This is a genomic window from Orientia tsutsugamushi, from assembly GCF_900327275.1.
Classification (GTDB): domain Bacteria; phylum Pseudomonadota; class Alphaproteobacteria; order Rickettsiales; family Rickettsiaceae; genus Orientia; species Orientia tsutsugamushi.
The window spans coordinates 275323-301735 of record NZ_LS398548.1 but is presented as its reverse complement, the minus strand read 5'-3'; the positions used below and the strand labels follow the sequence as shown (position 1 = coordinate 301735).

The following is a 26413-nucleotide window of genomic DNA, read 5'->3' as shown; positions in this document are numbered from 1 at the left end:
TTATATAAATTATGGATCAAAACAAAAAAAAACCGATAATGCCAATTGCTACTGCAATTTGGTTAATCGATAACACAGCTCTAACATTTAAGCAAATTGCAGAATTTTGTGGTATGCATGAGTTGGAAATCAAAAACATTGCAAATGGTGAAGTAGCACAAGGAATAAAACCAATAAATCCAATTTTAACTAATCAACTAACTCAGAAAGAAATTGATAGATGTAGCAACAATTCAAGTGCTATACTACAGCTTCATAAGGATGATACTGATTGCTTATTAGGTAACAAAAAAGTAAAAAGAGTAACTAGATATACTCCGATTGCCAGAAGACATGATAAACCTGATGCAATATACTGGTTATTAAGGACTTATCCAGATATTCAAGATTATCAAATTATTAAGCTAGTTGGTACTACTAAAACCACTATTAAAGCAATTCGAGAAAAGACGCATTGGAATATGAAAGATATCCATGCACGTGATCCTGTATTATTAGGCCTATGTAATCAAGTGGAACTGGATACTATTGTAAAAAACCTTTCTTCATCAGATAATAAATCAAAGTTAGATACTGCAGTAGTTACTGAAGAAGCATAATTAATAATAAATTTGTTATTCAATTAACAAAAATTATAGTATTTAATATTAATTTGTGGTACTTTACCTTGCAATAAATTGGGACGTAGCCAAGCGGTAAGGCAACGGTTTTTGGTATCGTCATGCGGTGGTTCGATCCCACCCGTCCCAGCCATTTTAGTTTATGTAATATTATCTTTATATTTGCCTAAAATTAGCTTAAAGTTGATAAACTATAATAAATACTACTTATTCTAACTATTTCTCTGGATCGTATAATTACAGCTTTTAAATTTAGTTTACAAAGTATATCTTAATTAATTACTGTGTTCATATTTGGCAAATAGGCAACTTAATGAAGAAAGAGGAAATAATTATATTAGGCTGTGGTTTCAATGGCATGATAACTGCACTAGGTCTAGCAAGTTACAATATTAAATCTACAATCATTGAAAAAAAAAATCTTTCAAATACAAACTATTTAGATACTAGAACAACAGCTTTAACTCAACGCTCAAAATCAATTTTTAAGAACTTTAATATTTGGAAAGATATTGAGCCATATACCTCTAATATTAATGAAGTCTATGTCGTTGATAACAAATCAACAATGATGGTACATCTAAATGCCAGTAAATCAGACTTTGATAGTATTGGGTATATGATTGAAAACAGTAACTTATATGTCAAATTAATAGAACTTGTTCAAAATAATCCTTTGATTAATGTAATTGATAATACCTCTTATGTATCGATTGATTCACATCAACATAGCACTACAATTTACTTAACCAATAAGATATTTAACTCAAAAGATAATTCGAACATCACTACAATTGATATTAATACTAGTAGTAAAATCAATTGCGAGCTCTTAATTGTTTGCGATGGCTGCAATTCAATTGCTAGAAAACAATATTTCGAATATTTTATTAATAAAGAGTATCATCAATCTGCAATAGTTTTTAACGTAAGACACCAAAAACAACACCTTGGAACTGCTGTTGAGCATTTTTTGCCTAATGGTCCGTTTGCTACTTTACCTTTAGCTGATCAGCAGGTATCTTCAATAGTATGGGTAGAAAAGAGCAATCTAGCAACATTATATGCTCAAATGGATAAAAAATCTCTAACCAATTATGTTCAAGATAAATTTGGATGGTCTCTTGGAAAAATTGAAATTATTACGAATCCGGTATTATATCCATTAAAAGCTAAAATCGCAAAACAATATTATCATAATAACGTTGTATTAGTCGGAGATACTGCTCATATGATTCATCCTTTAGCTGGACAAGGGTTAAATCAAAGCATAAAAGATATTGATAGCTTGACTGATATAGTACACTCAAGAAAATCATTAGGACTAGAGATGACAAGTAATGAATTTAAACTTTATCAAAGAGATAGATCCTTGGATAATTACACAATGTATTTACTTACTGATAATCTCAATAGACTATTTTCTAATAATTTACCTTTGCTTGCTACAGCACGTAAAATCAGCTTAGGGTTACTAGATAAATCTGCTATATTAAAAAGAATGATTATGGAATATGGCATGGGTAGCTATTCCATTAGTTCTAAAATAATAAATATTGCAAATTATATTTTTTAAGTTACATTCAAGTAATAAATTATATTTAACACTAAAATGATTTATAGGATTAAGTAATGAATATACATGAATATCAGGCAAAGGAAATTCTTAGTAAATACAATGTTCCAATTCAGCCTGGAATTGCAATACTAAAGTATGAAGATATTGATTACGCAATTGACTCACTAGCTACTGATACATTTGTTATAAAAGCTCAAATACATGCAGGCGGTAGAAAAATAGGTGGCGGCATTAAAATATCAAATGATAAAAATGAAGCAAAAAACTTAGCAAAGAATATGTGGGGAATGAATTTAGTAACTCCACAAACTGGTCCTAAAGGACAAAAAGTGCAAAGAATATATATTGAATCTGCTGCTAAGATTAAGCTAGAGCTATACTTAGGAGCAGTGATAGATCGGTCAAATCATTGTATTACTTTTATGGCATCTTCTGAAGGAGGAATCAATATTGAAGAAGTAGCTCATACTAATCCAGATAAAATCATCAAAGTTAAGATAAATATTTTAACTGGTATACAACCATTTCATAGTCGTAAAATTATTTTTCAGCTTGGCCTTACAGGAGATTTAGCAAAACAAATGGCTAAAATAATGAGTGCAGTTTATAGCATGCTAATTAATACTGATGCTACTCAAGTTGAAATTAATCCTCTAATTATTACTTTGGACGATAAACTAATAGCACTTGATGCTAAAATAAACTTTGATGATAGTGCTTTGTTTAGGCAGCCATTAATTCAAGAAATGCGTGATGAAGATGAGGAAGACCAGCTAGAATTAAGAGCTACAAAAGCTGATTTAAGTTATGTTAGAATGAATGGCAATATTGGATGTATGGTTAATGGGGCTGGTCTAGCAATGGCCACTATGGATATTATTAAGCTTTATGGTGCAGAACCAGCTAATTTTCTCGATGTTGGAGGAAGTGCTGATAAGGAAAGAGTAGCAGAGGCCTTAAAAATTATATCATCTGATCAAAATGTTAAAGGAATATTAATTAACATTTTTGGAGGAATTATGCGATGTGATATTATTGCTGAAGGAGTATTAGCAGCAGCTAAGGAAATAAATTTATCTATACCTTTGGTTGTTAGATTAGCTGGTACTAACTTTGAACTTGGTAAAGAAATATTAAGTAATTCAAAATTACAAATAGTAGCAGCTAATGATTTAGATGATGCTGCTAGAAAAATAGTTGAAGCAGTTAGTTAAATAAGGAAAAATGTATGTCAGTATTGGTTGATAGAAATACTAAAGTTATATGTCAAGGTATAACAGGCGCTCAAGGAACTTTTCATACTGAGCAAGCATTAAAATATGGAACTAAAATGGTTGGAGGAGTTACTCCAGGTAAAGGAGGCCAAACTATCTTGAATTTACCAGTATACAATTCTGTTGATGAGGCTGTTCAAAAAACCGGAGCTACTGCTAGTGTAATATATGTTCCTCCAGCTTTTGCTGCTGACTCTATATTTGAAGCTATTGATGCTGGTATAGAATTGTTAGTTTGTATTACAGAAGGTATTCCAGTGCTTGATATGTTAAAAATTAAGCAAGTATTGAAAGGAAGTAAAACTAGGTTAATAGGACCAAATTGTCCAGGGATTATTACTCCAGAGCAATGTAAAATTGGAATTATGCCAGGACATATTCATAAAGCAGGTTCAATAGGAATTATCTCTCGTTCTGGAACTTTAACTTATGAAGCAGTAGCTCAAACTACAGAAGTTGGATTAGGTCAATCAACATGTATTGGTATTGGTGGAGATCCAATTAATGGTACTAGTTTTGTTGATTGTTTAGAATTATTTCTAGCAGATGATGATACCAAAGCAATAATTATTATTGGAGAGATAGGTGGCAGCGCAGAAGAAGAAGCAGCAGATTTCTTAAAATCATCTAGAATTAAGAAACCAATAGTAGGATTTATAGCTGGAGTAACTGCTCCTCCTGGCAAAAGAATGGGACATGCTGGAGCAATAATAGATGGAGAAAAAGGAGCTGCCAGCAGTAAATTAGAAGCATTAAAAAGCGCTGGAGTTTGTATTGCAGAATCTCCTGCAAAAATCGGGCAAACAATGTATAATTTATTACATAATCTCTAAATATTGAATTTTAAATTTAATAACTAAAATATTTTTTAGTAGTTTTTTGAGACAAAACTACTCCTATAATGAGCGGAATAATGGAAAAAGCTAGCTTTCAAGAAATATTGTTACATCCAGGTATTTTTTTAATATTATCGTCTGCAATATTATATATCTTTAGATACTTTAAAATCTTCAATATGTTAGCTGTCTTTTTACCAGTTATAGCAGCTATCATATGTAGTGCGCAACCAGAAAGTGTGTACTATAATTTTTATGAAATATGGCAGTTTTCCTTTCAATATAACTACTATAATAAAATAGCATGTTTATGTATTTTGTTATGTTCTAGCTGTATTAATTTATCAGCTTGGAAAAACCAACATTGTAGCAACTTTAGCGTAATTATAGCTATGTTATATACTGGAATTAGTATTATTTCAATGCTGTCAGTAGATTTTTCAACTATGGTTTATAGCTTAGAATTTGCATCTTTAGCAGCAGTTTTAATGATATATAATAAAAGCAATGAATCTCAAATTGAAACATCTTACCAGTACTTAATAGTACATTCATTAAGTATTATGTTAATATTAGCAGGTAGCAGCATTATAATTAGTTCATATGGGTTACCAATTACTAATTTGGCTAAGTTGATAGAAGATTTTGAATATAATAGCTACCTAACTTTAGCTGCAATAGTTATATTACTAGGGTTACTGATAAATATTGCTTGCCCGATATTTTCATATTGGTTAGTAGATAGCTATTCTATAAGTAAAACAACAGCAAGTGTTTATTTATCAATGCTAACTACTACAATAAATTTAATATGGATATTCAAACTATTCCTAGGATTAAAAATATTAATAATAATTGGTATATTTATAACTGCATTTGGTATTATTTATTCTATTCTAGAAAATGAAATTAAAAGATCTTTCTCATACTCCTCTATTGCAAAAACTGGCATTATACTTGTAATGCTTGGAATATATGAACATAACACTGATTACAATGCATTAAGTAATTATAATCAAGAAGCAGTCCTAATGCTTTTATGCATAAGCTATATTCCGTGCCAATGCGTTATTATGTTAATATGTGGTTGGTTAAAAGATAAATATACCTTAACTTCCTTTACTGATTTTAGTAATAAGATGGTTACTATAGATCCAGTTCTACTAATTGCTATTGGTTATAGTTTAGCATTATTTTTTGCTACCCCTTTTACAACCTTTTACTATACTAATGTATTAGCATTAAAAAATAATAATATTATTTATTTCCTCAATATTATTATGGCAACACAGCTATTATGTATTCCTTTGACGTCGATCTGCAAAAATGTCAGAATAATAAAATTTTCTCAAGTATATGGAATAGATGGTACAAAATATATTAATATAGCAGAATACATTGCAATTATATGCTTCATTACTATTAATTTAATACTATATTTCTATATCGCAGATTTTACCTACCTATTGCAACAACTAACAATAATTACTGCTGGACTCATTGCTAGCTATGTTAGCTGTCCTACAAAAATTTCAGGAAAAGTACTACTGCCAGAAAATATCCTATATAATAAAGCTTATAATTTTATTGATTTATGCAGCAATAAATTCTTTTCTTGGCAATCAAAATTACAATTTCCTAAAATTCTAAGATTAAGTAATAACTTAGAGCTAAGTAACAGCTTAAGTATAGTAGCAACCATCTTAATCTTATTAACCATTATTATTATTGATATTATATAACAATGAAGTCTATAACAAAAACTTTTTACAAGATGTAAGTTAGTATCAGCAGTAAAACAAATAATATTTCTTTCCAGAGAATGATATGAATCCTGCTCTGAAAAATTTGAAAATACACAACAGCTATCTTTTTGATTTATGCTATATATTAACTTCTTATGTTGCTATAAGTTTAATATTTGTAATTACATTTAAATTAAATAACGTGCTAAATGCTTATAATTATTATATTTTGGAGCTAACTTATCAACAGGAGAAGGAAAAAATACTCCTCCGTCTTTAATGTAATATTGCAGTAACTCTACTAAGCCTAACTCATGTTTATCTAACATTTCTTGATCTACTGTTATTTCTGTAAACTCAAGTAATGGCTTAGTAGAAGTAATTTTAATATAAATTATTTTATTAGGCATCATTGCAGGTAAGTTTTTAAACCCACCTCGATATAGTATAATACTTTCAATAATTAATTGAGTTGCTATTCCCTGCTGTACTTCTTTTTTATTAGGAACTGTACCAGTTTTAAAATCGATAATGTAGCATTCACCATTTTGTGAATATTCTATTCTATCTGCTATAGCTATAATATTTAGCGCATTATTATTAATATTTAGTGAAATTTGTCCTGACTGTTCTGAAAAAATCTTAAATCCTTCATTTCTCCTCTCCATATCAAATCTCACAAATTCCTCAGCTAATTGATGCAGCTTAGTTAGCCATATCATTTTAGCAAATGAACTACAGTTGTAACAATCTATTAATTGTTTACCTATATCAATAAAATAGTTTATTAATTTACTTTCCTCCATATCTTTGTAGCAAATAGTATACCTATGAATTACCTTATGAATAAAGTCGCCAAATTTTGCTTGTGTTAATTGATCATCATTTAGTATTACTGGTTTTAGTCTTAATATATTTTTAGCGTAAAATCCATAAGGATTTCTAATTAGCATTTCAATATCTGTTGCAGATATCGTTTTGACTATATCAGCACTAGACAGTAAAATGCCAGGCGATATTTGGAATGTTGTAGATTTATTATCCACAGAAGTATAATTTTGATTATGTTGAAGCTTTAAGTCATTTACTCTAATGCGAATTAAAGGATTTTTAAAAGCAAGAAGTTGTAATTTTAAGATAAATTGAGAATCTGTAGTCTTACCTGATGCAGTAAATTGAGAATTGATCAAACTAACATGAGCTTTCTGTAATATAGTATATAATATATATTGTTTTCTATCATAATGAGCATTACGTTCAATTAATCCTAACTTACTGTATATAGCTTGGTTAAGCCATGGATTTTGAATTGAGTTACCAGGCCAATGATCATTATTAAATTCTGGTATAATAATATAATCTGCACTTAATAATATAGCGCTATCTGCGCCTGTAATAACAACATTAGCATTATAATCATGTTCATAATTAAATTTAATCATAGTAACCAATTCTGTAAGAACATTGCTAAAATCTCTAATATCAATATTCCCAAACTGCTTAGCAATATGAATAACTTCTTTTAGAACATCAGATATTCTTTTACTAAATTGAAATTGCCAAATTTTTCCTTCTGTCAAATTTTCAGCTGCTTGCAATAAACCTATAATCAGTTGATCACACAAAATAGTGTTGCTATTATAATATATCCATAAATCATCTAAAGCGCTAAGAATAAAAGTAGCCCATTTTTGCAATTCGCTATCATCTTTACTAATGGTTAAATCAAGTAAAATCTGTTTAAGTTCTGATTGTTGAAATTTATTTTTTAAAATTAGGTTTTCAAATTTATTACTGCTACTACTAGTAAGTAATGAAGTTTTAATTAAATTAATAAATTTACTAATGCTAAAATTGCTAGATACTAAATCTGCTAATACTAGTATAAAATTTATTTCTAATAATTGCTTAATATCAACATTTGTAAGATTAGCATAGTTTATCTGATACTTGCTTAAGTGCATAGTTAGCAAAGTAGTAAAGCTTGGAGTAGTAGTAACAACTAAAATTTTATTATGTTGAGTATTAGCTTTGATTAAATAGTTATGAATCATAGCTGCAACCAACTTTGCCTCATCATATTGACTGTTAACCTTAACATATTCAATATCAATAGGAATATTACTGTTAAACTTAGTAGCATCAGCATCAGATACTAAGTTTAATTTTGGTAAACCTAAAAACTCTGATAATTGTATAGGTTTATTTTTTGTTGATAATGCTATTTCTTTAGCTAGATATGTTATATCATCTAGTGAAATATTGCATGATTTAACAAAATACTGAAAATCATATAAAGTATCACTAGAATTTTTTACACTATAGCATAATTCTTCTAAATAAATTGGTGGTAAAATTACATGGCCAAGCTTACAAGAAAGTACTCCTTTAAAAATTACTAGCTCTAGCTTACTAGTTGGTAATAACCCTGCTAAGATAACTACATTTGAACTGAGGTTAGATTTTAATAAATCTTGTAGTTGTAAAAAAATATCGCTTTTACTATCACAACTGCTGTTACTATATAATTTACTCCACTCAATATATGCAAAGCTTAAGAATTTATATGTATTTTGCCAGTATTCTGAACTATCCATTTGATCAACAAAATCTTTTAATTGAGTTAGATTGATTTGTTGACTTTCTAATTGTTGAAAAAGCTGTAATAATTTTCCACTTAACTTAAGAGCATCACATAAACGAATCGGTTGTTGATTATGTTGTTGAATAATTTTAGAAAGTGCTGCTTCTTGTTCATGAGAACTTAACTGGCAACAAATAGATAACGAGTAGTTACTAGCAGCAATAAAAGAAGTAATAAGTTGTTTTAATGTTAACACATCTGGTAATAACATAGCTTCTTTTCGAGCTGTAAGCATTATTATTTTTTTGAGTTCCTGACATTGTTGACTATAAGGTAATATAACCTTAACCTTATCAAGTGATGATGTGTAATTTTTTAATAAAAAATTAGCTAGTAAAAATAGGAAATCATCATTTGGCTTAACATAGTATATACTCATGTGCTAAATATTAAGTAACAGATTGTTTTCAATAATTAATTTTTAAATAAAACTTCATATATGCATTCGTTGCAATAAAGCTTAATAGTAGGTAGATTATTGATATATCAATAAAATACCTAGTGTAATGACTTATACCAATAAATACAATAAATAGAGATACTAAATTAGTTAAGCTGTTAATATATAATATTCTTTCTAGATTAGACTTAGCTAATAAAAAATTAACTATTAAAACAAATATACATCCTGTTAAAATAAATAGTCCTACTATAAGTATCATTGCCTAATCTTTAATATTCTATTTTTTAGCTTAAGAAAATCAGCATATAACTCAGTGTTATCTAGTATAGCATTTTCTACATTTAAAACATGAACTAATATTTTATCCTGAGTTGTGTCTACTACTGCTGTACCAGGGGTAAGAGTAATGCTATTTGCATATATTACTTTTTCTGCCTCAGAAAGTTCACTAAATTCTAGCCATAACATACAAGAATTAAGCTGTAAATTATCTTGCCAAATAAGCCTAGTAACAACTATAGTAGATTTTACTACTTCAACTAATAACCATATACAATACACCATAGATTTTATAATAGGAACTGGCGTAATAGAAAATAATTTGAAATACAAAGATACAAAATAAGTTATGAAAATAGATATCAAACTTAAGTATGGATGATGATATACATCTCCTAGCCCCATCAGCCCAATCCAAGCAGTAAGTAAAGCAACTAAATGCTGTAATTTAGCATACAACATATATTTTATACTAAAAAAAATATTGAATATAATACAATTATATTCAATATTAATTAATTCTTCTAGCTATAACTATACTTACTGGAATACTAATAATATAACTTAAAGCAAATGCAGGAATAATATACCATGGATAAATCAATAGAGTAACTCCTATGGTAGCAAATAATAATAAACAAATCCAAATATATTGAGGTCTAATAACAATATTCTTTATTGAAAATGTAGGAATCCTGCTTGCCATCAAAAAACCAACAATTAGTAAGTAAATATTAATACAAAGTTTATAATTTTTAATTTGCAAGTTCCAGATTGGAAGAATATCAAAATCTAGCATAACAGGCATTAAACATAACAACGCACCTACAGGAGCAGGCACTCCAACAAAAAAATATTTTTTCTTATTACTAGGTTCATTATTTAGTATACCAATATTAAATCTTGCTAATCTAATAGCTATACAAATGACAAATACTAATACAGATATCCAAGACACTAATTTTTGCTGTTGAGTAGGAGCTAGCCATAAATATGTAACTAATGCTGCTGATAATCCAAAATTAACAAAATCACAAAGTGAGTCTAACTCTGCTCCAAAAGTAGAAGTAGCATTAAGTAGTCTAGCTATTCTACCATCAATGCCATCAACTACTACAGCAATTAATATACAAACTACAGCTATCTCCCATTTACTATCAAGCGCATATCTTATAGAACTTACACCTATAGATAACCCTAATAATGTAATTATACTAGGAAACAACTTAATAAAAGGCATTGGATAGCTTAATTTAGGCTTTTTAAAAAGCTGATATTTTCCCATAGAATTTCTAATACATTATTCGATATTTAAATTTTTTATCTGCGTAATGTATTATTTAGTGTCATACTTTGAAGGTGCAATTCTTTTTGATTTAAAATCAGCAAGTATTGTTTCTCCTCCTATACAGCTTTGGCCTACAGCTACTAATGGCACAGTTTTTTTAGGTAAATAAATATCCACCCTACTCCCAAATCTGATTATACCAAAACGATCACCAGCACTAACCTCATTTCCTTCTTCTAAATCACAAACTATTCTTCTAGCAATGAATCCAGCTATTTGTACAAAAACTATTGTTTGCTTATCAGTAGTCTCCATTACTACCGATTGACGTTCATTATGAATACTTGCTTTATCAAAAGAAGCATTTATAAATTTACCAGGGTTATAATTTAATGATACAATTTTTCCATCAGCTGGTATTCTATTCACATGAACATCAAGTACGCCTAAAAATATACTAATTTTTAACATTTCCTCTTCTAGTAAACCTAATTCAGGTGGTGGCATAGCATGAAGAATAGATTGTATTCTACCATCTGCAGGACTAATTACCAATCCTGAATCTTTAGGAACTACACGATTAGGATTACGAAAGAAATAAACGCAAAAAATTGTTGCAAGAGCTCCCATCCAGCCAAGCGCGGCACTAAATGAAGCTAGTAAGAAAGTTACAGCTGCTGATATTACTATAAATATATATCCTTCCTTATGTATTATTTTTGAAAAATCTTGTATAGGCATAATTACATACTCCTTTTATAAATGCACTTTCAACTAACTAAGTTAAATTTTTTTATTTTATTTATCTAAACTAGAGTTATTTTTTACTTAAGCATATAGCAACGTTACAAATAGATTCTACTAAATTCTTAAAAACTATACCAATTTTACTCAACTCATTATAGTAAGTTTTTGCAATTATCTTATGTTCGATTTCTTCTTGATGAAATCTTTTAATCGCGATTGTTAATTTTTTTTCACGTTCTGCAAATATTAATTCTAGTTGCCTAATCTGATCTTGGTAATGTTGATCAATAGCATTCTCAACTGCTTCAGTATAAAGCATTGCAAATTTAGGACCAGTAATAGCTGTAATAGCACCTGATATATACCCAAATACATGCCATAATGGCATAAAGCATGTTGGACGAATTTTACGATTTTGTATTTGCTTGGCAAAAAAAGCACAATGCTCCTCTTCATGTTCTAGCATAGATATAATTTGCGCTTTACATGTTTTATTATTTATAAAATTTATTTGTCCTTTATAAATTCTGCATGCTCCATACTCACCAGCGTAGTTTACTCGAATCATTTCTGTTATTTTAGCATGACGATCTTGAACAAATATTGGCCTTGGCATATTTACAATAATATAAATTAACTATGCAACAAAATAACAGTAATAATATACTCCATAGAAAGTTCATTACTGCCATAGACATGTTCATTATTTTAAATGGAACAGCTTTACAACTTTTAACTACAGGTATAGTTTCAAGTAATTTAATTCTTTCTTTAACTGACAAATTTTCTGACATTATTGTATTAACTTTACAAGTTTTAGGTTCACTAAAGATCTCTTTTTCTATTCCATAGTGATAACCTGATATAAGAGCAGATATTACAAAATTCAATATTATAACCTTATGTAGAATATTACTCAACCTTGAGAAGGATATACCTAATATACTTAAAAAAAACAACATATAATATGGCCACCTTTGGTAAGTGCATAAAGTACAAGGAGCTACTTCAAGTATATATTCTACATAGTAAGCAAAAGACAAACTCACAACAGGAACAATAGCTAATACAATAAAGAACCTTCGATAACTATTCAGTATTAATCCTTTTAATATTGTATCAATCATTTCAATTCAATCATAGTTTATGTAAGTAATTTTTTTCAAATTTACAGTTATTATAATAAGGTTTACAGTATTTTTTAAGTAAAAACTACTATATAATGTTTTTTTAGCTCTAATAATTAATTATTGAAATAAGACTAAATGTTAGAATTTTTGAATCATGCAATGCAATCAAAAGCATGGCCATTTATTGAAGCACAAAAAATCCTGAATAAACTAAACTATAAGGTTCCATCTAAGGGATATGTTTTATTTGAGACAGGTTATGGACCTTCTGGATTACCTCATATTGGCACCTTTAGCGAAGTTGCAAGAACAGTAATGGTAATTGAAGCATTTAAGCAACTATCCAATATACCTACTAAGCTGATATGCTTTTCCGATGATATGGATGGTTTAAGGAAAGTACCAACTAATCTCCCTAATCAAGATATGCTTAAGAAGCATCTTGATAAGCCTTTAACATCAATTCCAGATCCGTTTAATGAGGCAAAAAGTTATGGTGACTACATGAACGGCAAGCTAATACAATTTTTAAATACGTTTAATTTTACATATGAATTTTACAGTGCTACAAAATGCTATAATTCTGGAATGTTTGATAAAATGTTATTAAAAGTTTTAGCAAACTATGAAAAAATCATGGAAATTATGTTGCCAACATTACGTGAGGAGCGACAAGCAACTTATTGTCCATTTTTACCAGTTTGTCCAGAAACAGGTAAAATATTACAAATTCCAGCAATTAAAGTTAATAAAGATGCAGGTACAATAACTTTTCAGAATCATAATACAGGCAAAATTTTTGAAACAGAAGTTACTAAAGGCAGGTGTAAGCTACAATGGAAACCAGATTTTGCAATGAGGTGGGCAGCATTAGAAGTAGATTATGAAATATATGGCAAAGACCATATGATAAATCAACATATATATTCAAAAATATGTCAAGCGCTTGATGGAATTCCTCCTATACAATTTTTCTATGAATTTTTTCTTGATGACACAGGAGATAAAATATCTAAGTCTAAAGGAAATAGTATCACTGTTGAACAATGGTTAACTTATGCTCCTATGGAAAGCATGTTGTTATTTATTTACCAATCACCTACTAAAGCAAAAAGGTTGCATTTTAATGTTATTCCCAAAAATGTTGATGATTACTTAGCGTTTATAAAAAAATACCATCAAACAGATGATCAAGTAGCTAGGTTAGCTAATCCAGTATATCATATTCACTTAGGCAAGGTTCCAAATATTGATACCTATAATTTAAATTTCAGTCTATTACTTAATCTAGCTTCAGTATGCAATCCAGAAAATAAATCCGTATTATGGGGATTTATTAACAAATACGCACCAGATGCATCTGCAATCAGCTGTCCATATCTTGATCAGTTAATAGAGTTCGCTATTAGGTATTATAATGATTACGTGAAGGTACAAAAAAAATATCTGATACCATCAATACAGCAACGTACAATCTTAGAGCAAATTGATCTCACATTAACTGATTTATATGAAGCAGATGCGGAAACGATTCAATCTGCAATCTATAAAATTGGCATAAATAATGGATATGATGGTAATCTAAGGTCTTATTTTCAAGAACTGTATCAAATTTTACTTGGGCAATTAGATGGGCCAAGGCTAGGTTCTTTCATAAAACTATTTGGTATTGATAATACTAAAGCTCTTATTAAAGAGAAATTAACAAATAACTAAATAATATAGTATACAATAAGATTTAAGGAATGAAGCACAGTTCTTACAATCAAGAGCTGTGCAAAAAATTCATGAAAAGAATTATAATTTTTATAAAATTCTTATTTTTTAGCAATTGAGACATAAAATATAATATTTTTGTCCAAAGTGCCATAAATAATTAGTATATCGCATAGAAAAATGGCGCACCTAAGAGGACTCAAACCCCTAACCTCATGATCCGTAGTCATGTGCTCTATTCAGTTAAGCTATAGGTGCATAACACAACATTAAATTACTTTCTTAAGAATCTTCAAAACTTACAACTCAGTAGTGGTAGAGTATATTAGTAAAATATGTTACTGTCAAGAATGTACTACAATGTATGGTTTTAATAGCAAAGTTTGATATAAGAATTTACATAAAATAAAGTAGGGATACTGTTTATACAAATCAAAAAGTTAAGACATAAGAACAAAAGAACAAAGCATAACTACTTTTTCAAATTTTAGTGAAATTAGTGTTCATTTCATTCATTTTCTTAAGCTTGAATTATATTTCTATATCTCCACATGACATAATTCATAATATTGAACTCTGGTCCTAAAAATTTTTCAGCCTTCTAATAAAAAAGAAAAAGTTCTCTATTAAGCAAAAAATTGTAGCAGTTCTTCTTGCAAAACCTTTACATCTTCCTTCTTAGTTTTGCAGAGGATCTAATATTTCACTTAAGCATAATTTTATTTAGCAAGTGATACAGTATTACTGTCTTGTAATTGCAATTTATCAGTAATGCTTGTATTTTTTTTAGATGACAAATTAGCAAGTATAATGGCATTAATAAAAAAACATGTAGCTAATATTACAATTATTCGCGTTAAAAAACTGGTAGCAGCTTTTGATGTTACAATCCCTATTCCTTCATTTCTACCAGATAGTCCACTTAAACTATCTGCTCCAGTTTTGTGAAGTAATATTGCTGTAACTAATAATACTGATATTACAATATGTATAAAAAGTAGTATATTCATCATTTTATTTAATCTAAACCTTGAACTGTTTTTATTATTGTAGTTAAATTTTCTAATTTTAAAGATGCCTTACCAATTAATACTCCATCAACGCCAGCTGTTAGAATTTGGTTAATATTATTAGCTGAAACAGAACCACCATATACTATTTTAACACTATTTTCAATATTATGAGGTATATGCCTATTTTGTATTTCTCTAATCATAGTTACTACCTCATAAATATCATCAATGGTAGGAATCATACCACTGCCAATTGACCATACTGGCTCATAAGCAATAATAATGTTCTTAGTAAAACTAAAAGATATACTACTTAACTGTTGAGCTATATATTGAAGATATGTTTTATTTTTTCGCGCTTCAATTGGTTCTCCTATACATACAATTGGGATTATTGCATTATTGATACAATTTCTTACTTTTAATGCTATTGTATTGGCATCCTCATAAAATAATAGCCTTCGTTCTGAGTGCCCTACTATAGCATAGTTCACATTTAAGTTTTTCAACATACTAGCACTTATTTCACCAGTATATGGGCCACTACTTTCTGTAATCATGCTTACATCTTGAGCTGAAAAATGATATGTGTCATTAAATTTTAATTTAAGCCCAGATAAATATAAATTTGGTACAGCAAATATCATCCTAGCAATATTTAAATTGCTATTTAAGCTAGTTATTAAATTTAGGTAATTGCAAGCTTCAGAAAAACTAAAGTGCATTTTCCAATTAGAAACTACAATTGATTCCATACTTTAAGATAAAAAATTACTTGCAGATTTATAATACTTAAATATTGTATTGGTATATACATAATATTATACAAGTTACAGTGTTAAATAAATTAAGAACAGCCTCACATAGCATTGCGTTTAAAATCTTAATATTAATTTTAATATTAGCCTCTGTTTTCTGGAGCATAGGTACAATGTTTCATTCAAATGATAATAGATCTGACATTGTAACTTTTTCTAAGGCTAAAAATATTACTAAAAGCGAGTTTATGCAAGCACTAAAACTAGCAATGCATCAAATACCACAAAATTCTGATCAAAATCTTCTTACACAAAATAACATAAGAGAACTAGTATTAAACAATTTAATAAGTACTCACGTATTAGAACAATTAGCGCATGAATATAATTTAACTTTAAGTACAGCAGCAGTTTTTAAATTTATTCAAAATTCAAAAGCTTTTAATAATAACCAGAATTTTGACATCAATATTTTTAGAAACATACTCAAAAATTTACATATCAGTGAACCACAATATTTTGATCAAGCTGCAAAACAGCAATTATCAGAAATATTATTACGTCAGTTTATTAATAATAACTATGTTCCAAGTATACTAACCAAAAATATTATTAATTTATCTGCTGAAACACGAAATATTCAGCTAGTAAGTATTGATTTGCAAAATGAACAGCTACAACCAACTCTTGATTCTCCATCAAGCGAACAATTACAAGAATTTTACAATAATAACCAATCTAAGTTTGAAAAACCAGAGCAGCGTCATATTAGCTATATAGTACTTGACAACAATTATTTTAAAAACAAAGTTATTGTCGACAACAAATCACTAGAAGAATTCTATCGCACTCATAGTGATCAATTTTCAGAAAAAAATAGCTTTACCAAAAATATTGCTGAGGTTAGAGAAAAATATGTTAATCATCAGGTTGATAAATTATTTAATGATACTATAACACTATTGGAAGATGAAGTAGCGTCAGGCAGTAATTCGTCAGAAATAGCTAAAATGCTAAATGTAAAGCTACTAACATTAAATAATGTAACTAAGCAAAAATTAGCTAATAATAAAATTTTGAGTAATGTTGCTGATGCTATTTTTGCATTAGAAGAGCATGAAACATCATATCCGCTTGATGTTTCATCAAAGATGCTGATTATAGTCAGTATTCAAAAAATCATTCCTAGTGCTGTTGAAAAATTTGATAATGTACTTAATCAAGTACAAGAAGAATGGAAAAAAAATACTATCAGAGAACGCAACATCGAACTTTTGAATAAGTTTCAGCAAACGACTAATGCTGATAATTTTATTGCTGATGCTAAGAAATATAAACTAACTGTAAAGCCAAATGTAATAGTAACCAGATTAAATAACAATACTATAGAACTTCCTAAAGAATTTGTTGAGCAATTGCTAACTTTAAAAAAACACCAAGTTTCAAATGTTTTCATCTCTACATCAAACCAACATGCTTATGTAGCACTCATATCAGCAATTACAACAGATCGTGACTTAACAACAAAATTTTTGTCATTAACAGAAGATATTAAAGGTAGCTTTAAAAATTTAGTATATCATGAGTTAGTTACATACCTATATAATTTATATAAAGGAGAAGTTAAATAATTTCTCCTTTTATAGGCTACATTAATTTAATTAGTATCACCCATCATGATCATAACCGCCGCATGCACCAGCCACATCAACTGAAAGCTCTTCGCCGCTGCATTGATCTGAATTTTCTGCTTGATCGTCTGTACTATCAGGTTTAGGTAAAATACCTTGAGACACAAGATTAGCCTCACATAGCATTTTCATCCGTTGCTCCAAAGTTTTGCCCTTGAATATACCAGATTTAGGATTATGCTGAGTTTCTGGTGAAGTAGCCGTACTTTCAGAAGAAGCATAATATCTAGCTAATATGCTCGATGAAGGAATTGAAGGCGATTGTTCAGTAGGTGTTTCTGGAAAAATAAAGCTGCTTTCTGGATTACATGAAGGACTAGTAGAACTAATAGGACTAGGTGTTCTTACCTTCACTTTAACATTATCGCTAAACGAAACGTGTTTTTCAGGCTTGGGTCCACTACTAGCAGCTACTCCAAAGCTATTCTCATTTTGCTGCTGAACTTTCTGATTCTCTCTTGCCTCGGTACTTTCATGAGCTTCAGCCACAGCCGGACTACTAGCTGGTCGAAACGTTGCTGGCTTAAGCTGTAATGCATTTCTTAATCGTTTAAACATACATACCTTTTTTCATTCAGTGATTAAAGCAATTAGTTTATTGAAATTCAACTAATCATTGAATAGTAACGCAACTACCTAATAAAATCAATCAAATATTATTCCTATAGTTAAACCATATATGTATATCCTTTTCTATCATAGTTTTTAAATGCAAACTTTTATGAAAAGTTGCATTGTCCATCACAACTACAGAATTATTATGTAATTTAGGAATTAAATCCTGTTCTATCCAACAGTTAAAAATAGCAGTATTAACATTGCAGTCAAAAATTGATATGGTTAGCAGCAATTTATCTACTAATGCTCCTATAACATTAGTTTTTTTGATGGATGCTAAAATGCCATAACATCTCATGCTTTTTGCTGCATATCCGTGAGTTCTAGGTGTACTACTAACAAAACCGCTCTCATCTGCGTAAAGACAACAATAACTTTCCTACAGATTTTATATCTTTTAATAAAGCCTTAACTTGCGCTAACTTTTTTCTAGCGGGTTAAAATCAGTTAAAAATTTGCATGTAACCTAACTAATATTATCTAGTGATTCATATATATTCTCTTTTATCTCTCCTACAACATTGGTTGATAGCTCAAAGCTCTTTACTGCCTCAGAATGATGTATATCAGCATGAGTCGTAATATGTTTTGCTTTCTTTATAACATTATCAAACGATGAAGTATAAGTAGTAATCTCGTTATAATTATCATTATCTTCTGACCATCTTAGTTCTTGTAATGCAAGGTTTACATCAGTGCTAAAATCATTAGTTTGGCTACTTTTGTGAATTATTAATTCTATTGCATGAGCTGATCCAGGTTCTGCATTTAAATTGAAAGCTTTAGCTTCAGTAAAACTATCAGTTTTACTGATATTAACAATGTTACGTTCTGACGTAGAAGAAATACAAGGTTCTTTTTCAGCATTATCATCATAATCTTTGCTGACATGTGAGATAAGATCTATTTTTTGCTTATTACGCCTATACTCTTGGTATTTTGTGATGCAATACTTAGCACCCCATATTGCTAATCCTGCAGATACCACGCTTGCGCCTATGATTGCATACTGCGCATTATGCGATATACTGGGCTCATATTTTTCATTAGCTGCTTCTTTATTGTACGCTATAATTTCACTAGAAATAGCGTCTAAAGCATTTGAAGTGCAGTTTTTTATTGTTTCACAAGCGTTTTTTTTAATCCATTCATTTGCTTCAGGACTTATTAATCTAAGAGCATACTTTTCATCATCTATATCTATCTTAGTATCATTATTGACAGAAAATCCAAACGCTTCGCTACAATCCATAGAATATACAGTACTATTTGATTCATTAGAAGGTGGGCTCCAAATGCATTGACTAAGCTGGTACAGGTAGCCTTGTAATTTAATAAAAATTTGGTTGCAAATATTATATTGTGGCAACCCAAGACTATGACTATCGCTATTGTAGGCTATATTTGTTGGTAATTGTTCCTTAGATTTAACAAGTATACAATCTTCCTGTGTATGAGAAAGTTGTTGTATAAGATGTGTAAAATTTTTCATATAATAATTTTCCCTTAATTTATTTAATATACCTTCAACCTTCTGCTAAAATAATAAAATGTATTATTATAATCAGCAAATTAATGTTAATGAATATGCAAAATAAATTAAAAAACTTATGTATTATTGCAATATTTATTAAGTTTAATTAAACATTTTTTCAAGCAATCACCGTCATTTTAAAAAGAGAAGAAATTATATGAGTACTAAGAAATTAATAAGATGACAGTGTCTGGTATGCTTTAAATAGCGAAAGACGTCTTGTAATAAAACAGATATGAGTTGAAACATTATTCCGCAAGAAAGTTAGTAGATTTCTGTTATTATCTCTTATTATGAACGCCAGATTAGGATAAGTGGAAATATGAAATGTAGAGAATAAGAGGTATACAAAGAGAGAATGTTGAGTTATAAAAAAAAAAAATTAAATAAACAAGAAACACTGCCGTATCAGGTATTATAAGCGAAAGCGCACTTGAAACTTCTGCAGGAATTCAGTCTACTCTTGGAAAGAATATTACTTCGCTACAATATTTAAAGCCTGGAGGTAGTTTTAGCATAAAAGAATGGTTTAGTAATTCAAATGAAACTGGCTGGCTATTTATCACAGCTACCCCAAATCAAAGAGCTACTTTATGCCCACTTATTTCAGCCTGGATCAGCATAGCTATCAAAGCTTTGATGTGTAGAAATCCTAATCATGATAACAAAAACATGTGGTTTATACTTGATGAACTGCCAGCTCTACAAAAAGTTTCGTCTTTACCAGTTGCTTTAGCTGAAAGTAGAAAGTATGGAGGCTGCTTTGTTGCTGGGTTGCAAAACATTCATCAATTAGAAGCAATATATGGGGCTGCTGAATGTGCTTCTATGCTTGATTTGTTTAATAGTAAATTTATTTTTCGAGTTAGCGATTAGGTTACAGCTTATAAGTCAGCATTAACACTAGGTGAGCAAGAAATTATTGAAACTCAAGAGAACTTGTCATATGGCTCAAATACTATGCGAGATGGAGTAAATATGAATAATGTTGAGCGTAAAAAGATTTTAGTTATGCCATCTGAAATTATGAACCTACCAGACCTAACTTGTTATGTAAAGCTTGCTGGTAACTTTCCTATCACAAAACTAACTATGCAGCTACAAAACTTAAATACAGCTTTTGTTTGTGAATATAAATTGCTCAAAAAACTTAAGTTAGTAGAGTATTAATTCGAAAAATTAATACTCTATGTTATTTTTTAAATTAATCACTTCTTCTTTTGACAATCCGGTATTTTCAGAAATAAATTCAACTGAAAGGCCAGCTTTTAATAAGTTCCTTGCAAGCCCTCGCGCGGCTTCAGCTCTGCCTTCAGCTCTGCCTTCAGCTCTGCCTTTAGCTATGCCTTTAATCTCACCAATCTCTATACCTTCAGCTATGCCTTTAGCTATGCCTTTAGCTATGCCTTTAGTTTCACCAATCTCTATACCTTCATCAATATATTTTGCAGCAATAGTTCTCATAATATTACTTTTTTCTTCTTCAGATAAATACTTAGCCAGAACCTGCTCTAATTCTGGTTGCTGACTCTCTAGTAATTTAGTATCAGTATACCATAAAAATGATCTTAGGTAAATATAGCCTTTTTCTTTATCAAGTATTAAAACATGTTTGAACTTTATTAGAAACTCTTCCCAAAGCTTTAACATATCTCGTTGATGAATGTGCTTTAGCATATATTCGAGCATTCCGATATGCTTTTTTCTAACAATTTCATCATTCGACATACTTTGCAAATCGACTAATTGATAGTCAGAAGTCATTAATTGCTTAGCTATCATTGAATCGGTAAATAAATCCCACAAATTCCTAGGTGCGTTGTAGACCTCTTTGCCGTTGTAGATCACTAAATTATACACTAATGGTAATTTAGTTTTTTCTTTCTTATGCCTTTCGCACAATAACAATGTGTATCTCCATAACCGCAGAGCTGTCCAATAATCGACGGTTGATTGAGCTTCAATTAATATATAAATAAAAGCATTGCCATGCTTTTTGGTTGCAACTCTATAGACGATATCGCTGTATTTTTTCTTTAACGATTCTTCTATATAACTCTCTTGCTCTACTTTTATTTGTGATAAATCTATTAAACTCTTGAAATCGCTTGGTAAATAATACTCTAGAAATTCTTGTGCAGCTACTGGATCGCTCATGATTGTCTTTGCCAATGAATCATGCTTTAATTTTTTTGTCATATTTTTTCACTCTATAGTTTTTTAAATAAAAAATGCTGTGTCATACTCTGCCTAGTGTTTCGGACATAATCTTTGTTGTATATTAGTTTGTATTGATTCAATTTTTTCATTAAGTTTTCTTATTTCAGGGCTGATAATATTTCTAACAGCATATAATCCTTGAGTTTTTAATACATTATTGAAGTCATTTTTGACTGTACAGACTACTGCTTCCTTATCCTCTAGAACTTTTTCAGCTTTTTCAGTATTTACGTCATTTTTAACTGCTAGAATGATCTTTTCTTTTGGGCTAGGATTATAGTTTTGCAAATTTTCGGCTTCAATTGCACATAAGATTTTGCCTTCGACTCCAGCTTGTTGAATGGTTAACGCTGTTTCAATATCCTTTGTAATGATTGTTACAGGTGAGTATTTTGAATTCTGTTGAGCAATTTCAGCAAATGACCCACTAATTGTACCAACAGATTTTTCAGCTACATCAGCTTTATTACATGTTTTTGAATTCAGAGCTAATATCTTAGCTCCAGTAATTTCATCTTTGTCATTTTTAACAAAAATAGTGAGTGCAGGCCAGGATTTTTGAGTCTCTTCATCAAAAACCATATTTGCCCTTAAATTAGAATTGTTAAAGATTTTTGCACTATAAATTCCTGTATGGTTTTCTAAAAATTTGTTTACTACTATCGTTTCCACCTTAGCTTCCTCTTCTTGTTTAAAGTAGTATAGAGATGAAGATTTATTATACAATTCTTTAACATTCGTAATATCATTTTGTTTTGCTATACTATTATTTTCTGTTTGAGTAAGTTTGGTTGTTTCAACTGCCTTAGTCAGTTTAGTAATTTCAGGTTCTATAATGTCTCTAATTGACTGGTCTCCACAACTTTGCAACAGATTATTAAAATCACCATTTTCTGGTGGTTTGACTATACAAGTTATCGCTCCCTTCATTTCTAACGTTTTTGCAGCTTTAATTACAGTATTATAAGTTATAGGATTTTTGCTATCATTATCTGCTGCAATGATGATTTTTTCACCAGGAAATGGTGAATAATTTCTCAAATTCGAAATTCCTGCACTAGCAATGATATTACCTTTAATGCCTGATTGCTGCAAGCTCAATGCTGTTTCAGCGCCTTCTGCTATAATTGTTATATTAGGGTCATTCGCATTTCGCTTTGCGATTGTTATGAACGATCCGCTGATTTTGCCGAAAGATCTTCTGTTAATTGAAATATTCGCCTTATCTCCTGCCAAATTTAGATATACGGCCTGTACTCCGGTAATTTCCCCTTTTGAATTTCTTGCAAATGCTGTAAATGCTGGATAATTTTCTCTCGTTTGAGTATCAAGCAGTATACTGGCTTTTAAGTCTGAACTTGCGGTGCTTTTGTCAAAAGTAATACCACGATTTTCAAGATACTTTTTTACTATTTCAACTTCTGCGCTTGGGCTCGTATCTATCTCATAACCATGTATTCTGCTTGATCGTTCATACAAGTTTTGAACTTTTGCGATTTTAACACTTTCAGATTGTTGAGTGTATTGTTGAGAATCGTCAGTCTTAGGCGGTCTCTGATACCGTTGACTAATATTAGACATTCCAACCATACTTTTCAAATATTCCTTTGCCTCAAAAAAGCTGTATCCTCTTTCTCTTTGAGCCAGGGATAATAAATCACCCTTTTGTCCTGTACTAAAGTCATACCATTTTCCAGCGTACTTGCCCTCGGTGGTTACTTGTATTTTGCCAGTGTCTCCCCAACGTAATTTTCCGTATGTAGATAGGCGCTTATTTGGATCTCCAAGAATATCACGAGCTATAGTGTCAGCTCTATAAGCTATTGCATCCTTCAATTTTTGTAGGTCTTCCTCGCTATTTGAATAATAATCGTTTTTTCTATAGTTTTGAGCAGATTGATATTGCCTTACTTCATTTGCTTGAACATCATTATTCTCCTCTTTTGAATTGATAGAGTCTGTCTTAGCTGTGCTAAGCTGCTCTATTAGGTTAGCAACATTTTTTGTAGCTTGCACATTGTAGTACAGCCGTACTTGCTCTGCATTCCCTATCATGCTTATGTTAGAACTTTCTATTCCTACACCATTATTATGAAGAACATATACATCTTTTTTGACAGCTGTTTGTGGGTTACAAACTGTTGTAGCATATCCATGTTTAAAGCTTATTTTATTCAAATCAAAGCTTACCTCGTTTCCTGTATCTGTCTTAGCTACAAACTTATTTTCATCAATTGATACTAGAGTTGCAAATTCACTGTTTTGTATTTGTAAATCCTTATCGTTTGTTTGAAATACAATTCGGTCTCCAGCCATGTAGTTAGCATATTTTTTTGATTCGGCTCCTGAAATTAAAATGCTGTATTCTGGACCTTTCAGAGCACCATTTTCCTTCATGTAGTTTCTGATGTTTTGATTAATATTTTCAGCTTCTTTATGGTCAGCAATTATCAAACGATCCTGCAGCTCAAATTTACTATTCTTCCAATCAAGGTTGACAAAAGGTTGACAAAAATCATTATGCCAAACCTATATAAATCTTCATACTTATACTATCTGCCTTAGAAGACCAATTTTACCTATAGATCATGTTATTACATATGAGTTACAATTTATGTAAATTATTGATCAACCTGAAAAATATTGTTTTTATTACTTTTTATTTTATAATCAATGAAAAAATAGTTTTTTGGATTTAATTATGTCAATATTATCTCTTATAACTGCTCCTGATCCTATTTTAAAGAAAGTTGCATCTCCAGTTGATACTGTTAATGACAGTATTAGACAACTTATGGATGATATGCTAGAAACTATGTATCACAATCATGGAGTGGGGTTAGCTGCACCACAAGTAGCAGTATCAAAAAGAATTATAGTTCTTGATCTAAGTAAAGTTGATATTAAAGAAGACAATATAACCAACAGCGAATATAAGTATCCATTGTTTATGGTTAATCCTATTGTTAAAGCCATATCCAATCAAACAGTAACAGCAAAAGAAGGATGTTTATCATTACCAAAACAGGCTATTGAAGTATCTCGTTATCATGAAATTCAAGTAACTTATCTTGATTATTATAACAATTTGAAAACACTTAATGCTGAAGGATGGTTAGCTAGGGCTATTCAGCATGAGGTAGATCATTTAGATGGTATTTTATTAGTTGACTATTTATCTAATCTAAAAAAAGAGGCTGCCTTAAACACACTATCCAAAATTAAAGATGCGGCTTATGATAAATGAAAATAATTTTTATGGGAAGTCCAGAATTCGCTATACCAGCATTAAAGGAACTTGTTTTATCGAGGCATAATGTAATAGCTGTCTTTACCAGCAAGCCTAAAAAGCGTGATCGCTATTTAAATATTCAAAGATCTCCCATACATAAGCTAGCTAGCGCTTTATCTATTCCTGTTTATACACCAGATAGTTTAAAAACCAATGATGTACAAAACTTGATAGCAACTTTAGATGCGGATGTAATTGTAGTTGCAGCTTATGGCTTGATTATTCCTCAAGCCATTCTAAAAATGAAAAAATATGGATGTATTAATATTCATCCGTCAATGCTGCCAAAATATCGTGGTGCAGCACCAATACAACGCACTATTATTAATGGCGAAAAAGAAACTGCTGTTTGTATTATTCAGATGGATCAAGGAGTAGATACTGGAGATATAATACTGTCTCAAAAATTCCATTTAGCTAAAAATATTTGTTTTAGTGAACTACATGATCAATGCGCCAAAGTTGGAGCTAAGTTGGTAGTAAAAGCAATAAACTATATTCATACATTGCCACGTATTCCGCAATCGCAATATGGAGCTTCTTATGCACATAAGCTTTCTAAATCAGAAAGCAAAATTAATTGGCATGAAAGTGCTTATACCATAGATTGTAAAATTAGAGGTATGAACCCATGGCCAGGCACTTTTTTTACTTATAATAATTGCAACATTAAAGTTTTAAAATCCAAAATTGTAAATAATAGTCATAATTTACAACCAGGAACTGTGCAGGTAGTTAATAATGGTAAATTATTGGTAGCATGTCAAAAACATTTCTTAGAACTATTATCATTGCAGCTCCCTGGAAGGAAAGAACTAAGCTCTAGTCAGTTTTTATGTGGTTACCATATCTTACCAGATACTGTTTTACCATAAATTAATGATGGTTAGATATGCAGTGTTTTGTTGATACAGCCAAACGGCGTCGCATTAAAATTAGTTAACACTCTTGTATCAATAGCTATTGCTAATAAGCACAAAAACTTTCCAAAGTTAAAGTGCGAAACATATTCCAATGTAAATTGAA

General features: G+C 30.1%; 23 protein-coding genes, 2 tRNA genes and 2 pseudogenes. 11 read left to right on the top strand and 16 right to left on the bottom strand.

Going from position 1 to position 26413, the window contains the following annotated elements:
- Window positions 1–11 precede the first annotated feature (11 nt).
- The 5 genes from DK405_RS01550 to sucD all read left to right on the top strand — a co-directional run bounded on the left by DK405_RS01550 (window position 12) and on the right by sucD (window position 4306).
- Window positions 12–599 carry a cell cycle transcriptional regulator TrcR gene (locus tag DK405_RS01550; protein ID WP_045912247.1) on the top strand — a complete coding sequence of 196 codons (588 nt, stop codon included), beginning with the start codon at window positions 12–14 and terminating at the stop codon, window positions 597–599.
- A 79-nt stretch (window positions 600–678) separates the two neighbouring features.
- A tRNA-Gln gene (locus DK405_RS01545) sits at window positions 679–753 on the top strand.
- A gap of 180 nt (window positions 754–933) precedes the next feature.
- Complete coding sequence (locus DK405_RS01540) at window positions 934–2196, top strand: FAD-dependent monooxygenase (RefSeq protein ID WP_045912248.1); 1263 nt, start codon at window positions 934–936, stop codon at window positions 2194–2196.
- A gap of 56 nt (window positions 2197–2252) precedes the next feature.
- Window positions 2253–3413: an ADP-forming succinate--CoA ligase subunit beta gene (sucC, locus tag DK405_RS01535; protein ID WP_012461855.1), complete on the top strand. Its 1161-nt coding sequence runs from the start codon at window positions 2253–2255 to the stop codon at window positions 3411–3413.
- Window positions 3414–3427: 14 nt separating this feature from the next.
- Window positions 3428–4306: a succinate--CoA ligase subunit alpha gene (sucD, locus tag DK405_RS01530; RefSeq protein ID WP_045912249.1), complete on the top strand. Its 879-nt coding sequence runs from the start codon at window positions 3428–3430 to the stop codon at window positions 4304–4306.
- Between the two features lie 97 nt (window positions 4307–4403).
- Here sucD and DK405_RS14905 read toward each other — a convergent pair whose 3' ends face one another.
- Window positions 4404–4526: a hypothetical protein gene (locus DK405_RS14905; protein WP_258231053.1), complete on the bottom strand. Its 123-nt coding sequence runs from the start codon at window positions 4524–4526 to the stop codon at window positions 4404–4406.
- Between the two features lie 229 nt (window positions 4527–4755).
- On the opposite strand from DK405_RS14905, the gene DK405_RS01525 reads away from it, so the two are divergent.
- Entirely contained in the window at window positions 4756–6051 is a 1296-nt protein-coding gene (locus DK405_RS01525) for a proton-conducting transporter transmembrane domain-containing protein (RefSeq protein ID WP_231967566.1), read from the top strand.
- 191 nt (window positions 6052–6242) lie between these two features.
- Here the strand turns inward: DK405_RS01525 and DK405_RS01520 are convergent, their stop codons facing one another.
- The 7 genes from DK405_RS01520 to DK405_RS01490 all read right to left on the bottom strand — a co-directional run bounded on the left by DK405_RS01520 (window position 6243) and on the right by DK405_RS01490 (window position 12542).
- Window positions 6243–8933, bottom strand: a complete 2691-nt coding sequence (locus DK405_RS01520; RefSeq protein WP_231967564.1) for a PD-(D/E)XK nuclease family protein — start codon at window positions 8931–8933, stop codon at window positions 6243–6245.
- A 172-nt stretch (window positions 8934–9105) separates the two neighbouring features.
- A complete protein-coding gene (locus tag DK405_RS15595) occupies window positions 9106–9360 on the bottom strand; it encodes a monovalent cation/H+ antiporter complex subunit F (protein WP_045912252.1) in 255 nt (84 codons plus the stop codon).
- Window positions 9357–9842, bottom strand: coding sequence for a Na+/H+ antiporter subunit E (locus tag DK405_RS01510; RefSeq protein ID WP_012461851.1), 486 nt, complete (start codon window positions 9840–9842; stop codon window positions 9357–9359). The genes DK405_RS15595 and DK405_RS01510 overlap by 4 nt, the downstream gene beginning before the upstream one ends.
- A gap of 49 nt (window positions 9843–9891) precedes the next feature.
- Window positions 9892–10665, bottom strand: a complete 774-nt coding sequence (locus DK405_RS01505; protein WP_045912253.1) for a CDP-alcohol phosphatidyltransferase family protein — start codon at window positions 10663–10665, stop codon at window positions 9892–9894.
- Between the two features lie 51 nt (window positions 10666–10716).
- Complete coding sequence (locus tag DK405_RS01500) at window positions 10717–11409, bottom strand: phosphatidylserine decarboxylase (RefSeq protein WP_045912254.1); 693 nt, start codon at window positions 11407–11409, stop codon at window positions 10717–10719.
- Window positions 11410–11485: 76 nt separating this feature from the next.
- Window positions 11486–12031 (bottom strand): demethoxyubiquinone hydroxylase family protein, encoded by a 546-nt coding sequence (locus DK405_RS01495; protein ID WP_045912255.1) that lies wholly within the window; start codon window positions 12029–12031, stop codon window positions 11486–11488.
- Complete coding sequence (locus DK405_RS01490) at window positions 11994–12542, bottom strand: disulfide bond formation protein B (protein ID WP_012461847.1); 549 nt, start codon at window positions 12540–12542, stop codon at window positions 11994–11996. The genes DK405_RS01495 and DK405_RS01490 overlap by 38 nt, the downstream gene beginning before the upstream one ends.
- Window positions 12543–12680: 138 nt before the next feature.
- On the opposite strand from DK405_RS01490, the gene DK405_RS01485 reads away from it, so the two are divergent.
- The gene (locus tag DK405_RS01485; RefSeq protein ID WP_045912256.1) at window positions 12681–14261 is read left to right on the top strand and encodes a lysine--tRNA ligase; all 1581 of its coding nucleotides are present in this window, start codon (window positions 12681–12683) and stop codon (window positions 14259–14261) included.
- 181 nt (window positions 14262–14442) lie between these two features.
- Here DK405_RS01485 and DK405_RS01480 read toward each other — a convergent pair.
- The 3 genes from DK405_RS01480 to tpiA all read right to left on the bottom strand — a co-directional run bounded on the left by DK405_RS01480 (window position 14443) and on the right by tpiA (window position 16029).
- Window positions 14443–14519: transfer RNA gene (locus tag DK405_RS01480), tRNA-Arg, on the bottom strand.
- Window positions 14520–14980: 461 nt separating this feature from the next.
- Window positions 14981–15271, bottom strand: coding sequence for a preprotein translocase subunit SecG (gene secG / locus DK405_RS01470; protein WP_231967563.1), 291 nt, complete (start codon window positions 15269–15271; stop codon window positions 14981–14983).
- 8 nt (window positions 15272–15279) lie between these two features.
- The gene (gene tpiA / locus DK405_RS01465; protein WP_045912258.1) at window positions 15280–16029 is read right to left on the bottom strand and encodes a triose-phosphate isomerase; all 750 of its coding nucleotides are present in this window, start codon (window positions 16027–16029) and stop codon (window positions 15280–15282) included.
- Between the two features lie 80 nt (window positions 16030–16109).
- Here tpiA and DK405_RS01460 point away from each other — a divergent pair, with 80 nt between their 5' ends.
- Entirely contained in the window at window positions 16110–17663 is a 1554-nt protein-coding gene (locus DK405_RS01460) for a SurA N-terminal domain-containing protein (RefSeq protein WP_045912263.1), read from the top strand.
- Window positions 17664–17699: 36 nt separating this feature from the next.
- Here the strand turns inward: DK405_RS01460 and DK405_RS01455 are convergent, their stop codons facing one another.
- The 3 genes and pseudogenes from DK405_RS01455 to DK405_RS01445 all read right to left on the bottom strand — a co-directional run bounded on the left by DK405_RS01455 (window position 17700) and on the right by DK405_RS01445 (window position 19833).
- Window positions 17700–18212 carry a hypothetical protein gene (locus tag DK405_RS01455; RefSeq protein WP_231967560.1) on the bottom strand — a complete coding sequence of 171 codons (513 nt, stop codon included), beginning with the start codon at window positions 18210–18212 and terminating at the stop codon, window positions 17700–17702.
- Window positions 18213–18372: 160 nt separating this feature from the next.
- Window positions 18373–18693: pseudogene (locus DK405_RS01450) on the bottom strand (transposase); the annotation flags it as partial.
- A gap of 114 nt (window positions 18694–18807) precedes the next feature.
- Window positions 18808–19833 (bottom strand): hypothetical protein, encoded by a 1026-nt coding sequence (locus DK405_RS01445; RefSeq protein ID WP_045912261.1) that lies wholly within the window; start codon window positions 19831–19833, stop codon window positions 18808–18810.
- A 456-nt stretch (window positions 19834–20289) separates the two neighbouring features.
- Between DK405_RS01445 and DK405_RS01440 the strand changes: the two are divergent.
- Window positions 20290–21045: pseudogene (locus tag DK405_RS01440) on the top strand (type IV secretion system DNA-binding domain-containing protein).
- A 9-nt stretch (window positions 21046–21054) separates the two neighbouring features.
- Here DK405_RS01440 and DK405_RS01435 read toward each other — a convergent pair.
- Together DK405_RS01435 and DK405_RS13580 are read right to left on the bottom strand one after the other, a co-directional pair.
- Window positions 21055–22074 carry an Rpn family recombination-promoting nuclease/putative transposase gene (locus DK405_RS01435; protein WP_109510562.1) on the bottom strand — a complete coding sequence of 340 codons (1020 nt, stop codon included), beginning with the start codon at window positions 22072–22074 and terminating at the stop codon, window positions 21055–21057.
- A 51-nt stretch (window positions 22075–22125) separates the two neighbouring features.
- Window positions 22126–24549 (bottom strand): toprim domain-containing protein, encoded by a 2424-nt coding sequence (locus tag DK405_RS13580; protein ID WP_231967559.1) that lies wholly within the window; start codon window positions 24547–24549, stop codon window positions 22126–22128.
- Window positions 24550–24796: 247 nt separating this feature from the next.
- On the opposite strand from DK405_RS13580, the gene def reads away from it, so the two are divergent.
- Window positions 24797–25342, top strand: coding sequence for a peptide deformylase (gene def, locus DK405_RS01420; RefSeq protein WP_045912344.1), 546 nt, complete (start codon window positions 24797–24799; stop codon window positions 25340–25342).
- Window positions 25339–26262 (top strand): methionyl-tRNA formyltransferase, encoded by a 924-nt coding sequence (fmt, locus tag DK405_RS01415; RefSeq protein ID WP_045912343.1) that lies wholly within the window; start codon window positions 25339–25341, stop codon window positions 26260–26262. The genes def and fmt overlap by 4 nt, the downstream gene beginning before the upstream one ends.
- Window positions 26263–26413: the final 151 nt, after the last annotated feature.

Bases quoted from the DNA above. Each gene is read 5' to 3' on its own strand.
- DK405_RS01550 (WP_045912247.1), top strand. From the start codon at position 12: ATGGATCAAAACAAAAAAAAACCGATAATGCCAATTGCTACTGCAATT.
- DK405_RS01490 (WP_012461847.1), bottom strand. From the start codon at position 12,542: ATGATTGATACAATATTAAAAGGATTAATACTGAATAGTTATCGAAGG.
- sucD (WP_045912249.1), top strand. From the start codon at position 3,428: ATGTCAGTATTGGTTGATAGAAATACTAAAGTTATATGTCAAGGTATA.
- DK405_RS01510 (WP_012461851.1), bottom strand. From the start codon at position 9,842: ATGTTGTATGCTAAATTACAGCATTTAGTTGCTTTACTTACTGCTTGG.
- DK405_RS01525 (WP_231967566.1), top strand. From the start codon at position 4,756: ATGGTTTATAGCTTAGAATTTGCATCTTTAGCAGCAGTTTTAATGATA.
- DK405_RS01505 (WP_045912253.1), bottom strand. From the start codon at position 10,665: ATGGGAAAATATCAGCTTTTTAAAAAGCCTAAATTAAGCTATCCAATG.
- secG (WP_231967563.1), bottom strand. From the start codon at position 15,271: ATGAATATACTACTTTTTATACATATTGTAATATCAGTATTATTAGTT.
- sucC (WP_012461855.1), top strand. From the start codon at position 2,253: ATGAATATACATGAATATCAGGCAAAGGAAATTCTTAGTAAATACAAT.
- DK405_RS01485 (WP_045912256.1), top strand. From the start codon at position 12,681: ATGTTAGAATTTTTGAATCATGCAATGCAATCAAAAGCATGGCCATTT.
- DK405_RS01435 (WP_109510562.1), bottom strand. From the start codon at position 22,074: ATGACAAAAAAATTAAAGCATGATTCATTGGCAAAGACAATCATGAGC.
- DK405_RS01500 (WP_045912254.1), bottom strand. From the start codon at position 11,409: ATGCCTATACAAGATTTTTCAAAAATAATACATAAGGAAGGATATATA.
- DK405_RS15595 (WP_045912252.1), bottom strand. From the start codon at position 9,360: ATGATACTTATAGTAGGACTATTTATTTTAACAGGATGTATATTTGTT.
- tpiA (WP_045912258.1), bottom strand. From the start codon at position 16,029: ATGGAATCAATTGTAGTTTCTAATTGGAAAATGCACTTTAGTTTTTCT.
- fmt (WP_045912343.1), top strand. From the start codon at position 25,339: ATGAAAATAATTTTTATGGGAAGTCCAGAATTCGCTATACCAGCATTA.
- DK405_RS01520 (WP_231967564.1), bottom strand. From the start codon at position 8,933: ATGCTTACAGCTCGAAAAGAAGCTATGTTATTACCAGATGTGTTAACA.
- DK405_RS01445 (WP_045912261.1), bottom strand. From the start codon at position 19,833: ATGAAAAATTTTACACATCTTATACAACAACTTTCTCATACACAGGAA.
- DK405_RS01495 (WP_045912255.1), bottom strand. From the start codon at position 12,031: ATGCCAAGGCCAATATTTGTTCAAGATCGTCATGCTAAAATAACAGAA.
- DK405_RS01540 (WP_045912248.1), top strand. From the start codon at position 934: ATGAAGAAAGAGGAAATAATTATATTAGGCTGTGGTTTCAATGGCATG.
- DK405_RS14905 (WP_258231053.1), bottom strand. From the start codon at position 4,526: ATGATAGCTGCTATAACTGGTAAAAAGACAGCTAACATATTGAAGATT.
- def (WP_045912344.1), top strand. From the start codon at position 24,797: ATGTCAATATTATCTCTTATAACTGCTCCTGATCCTATTTTAAAGAAA.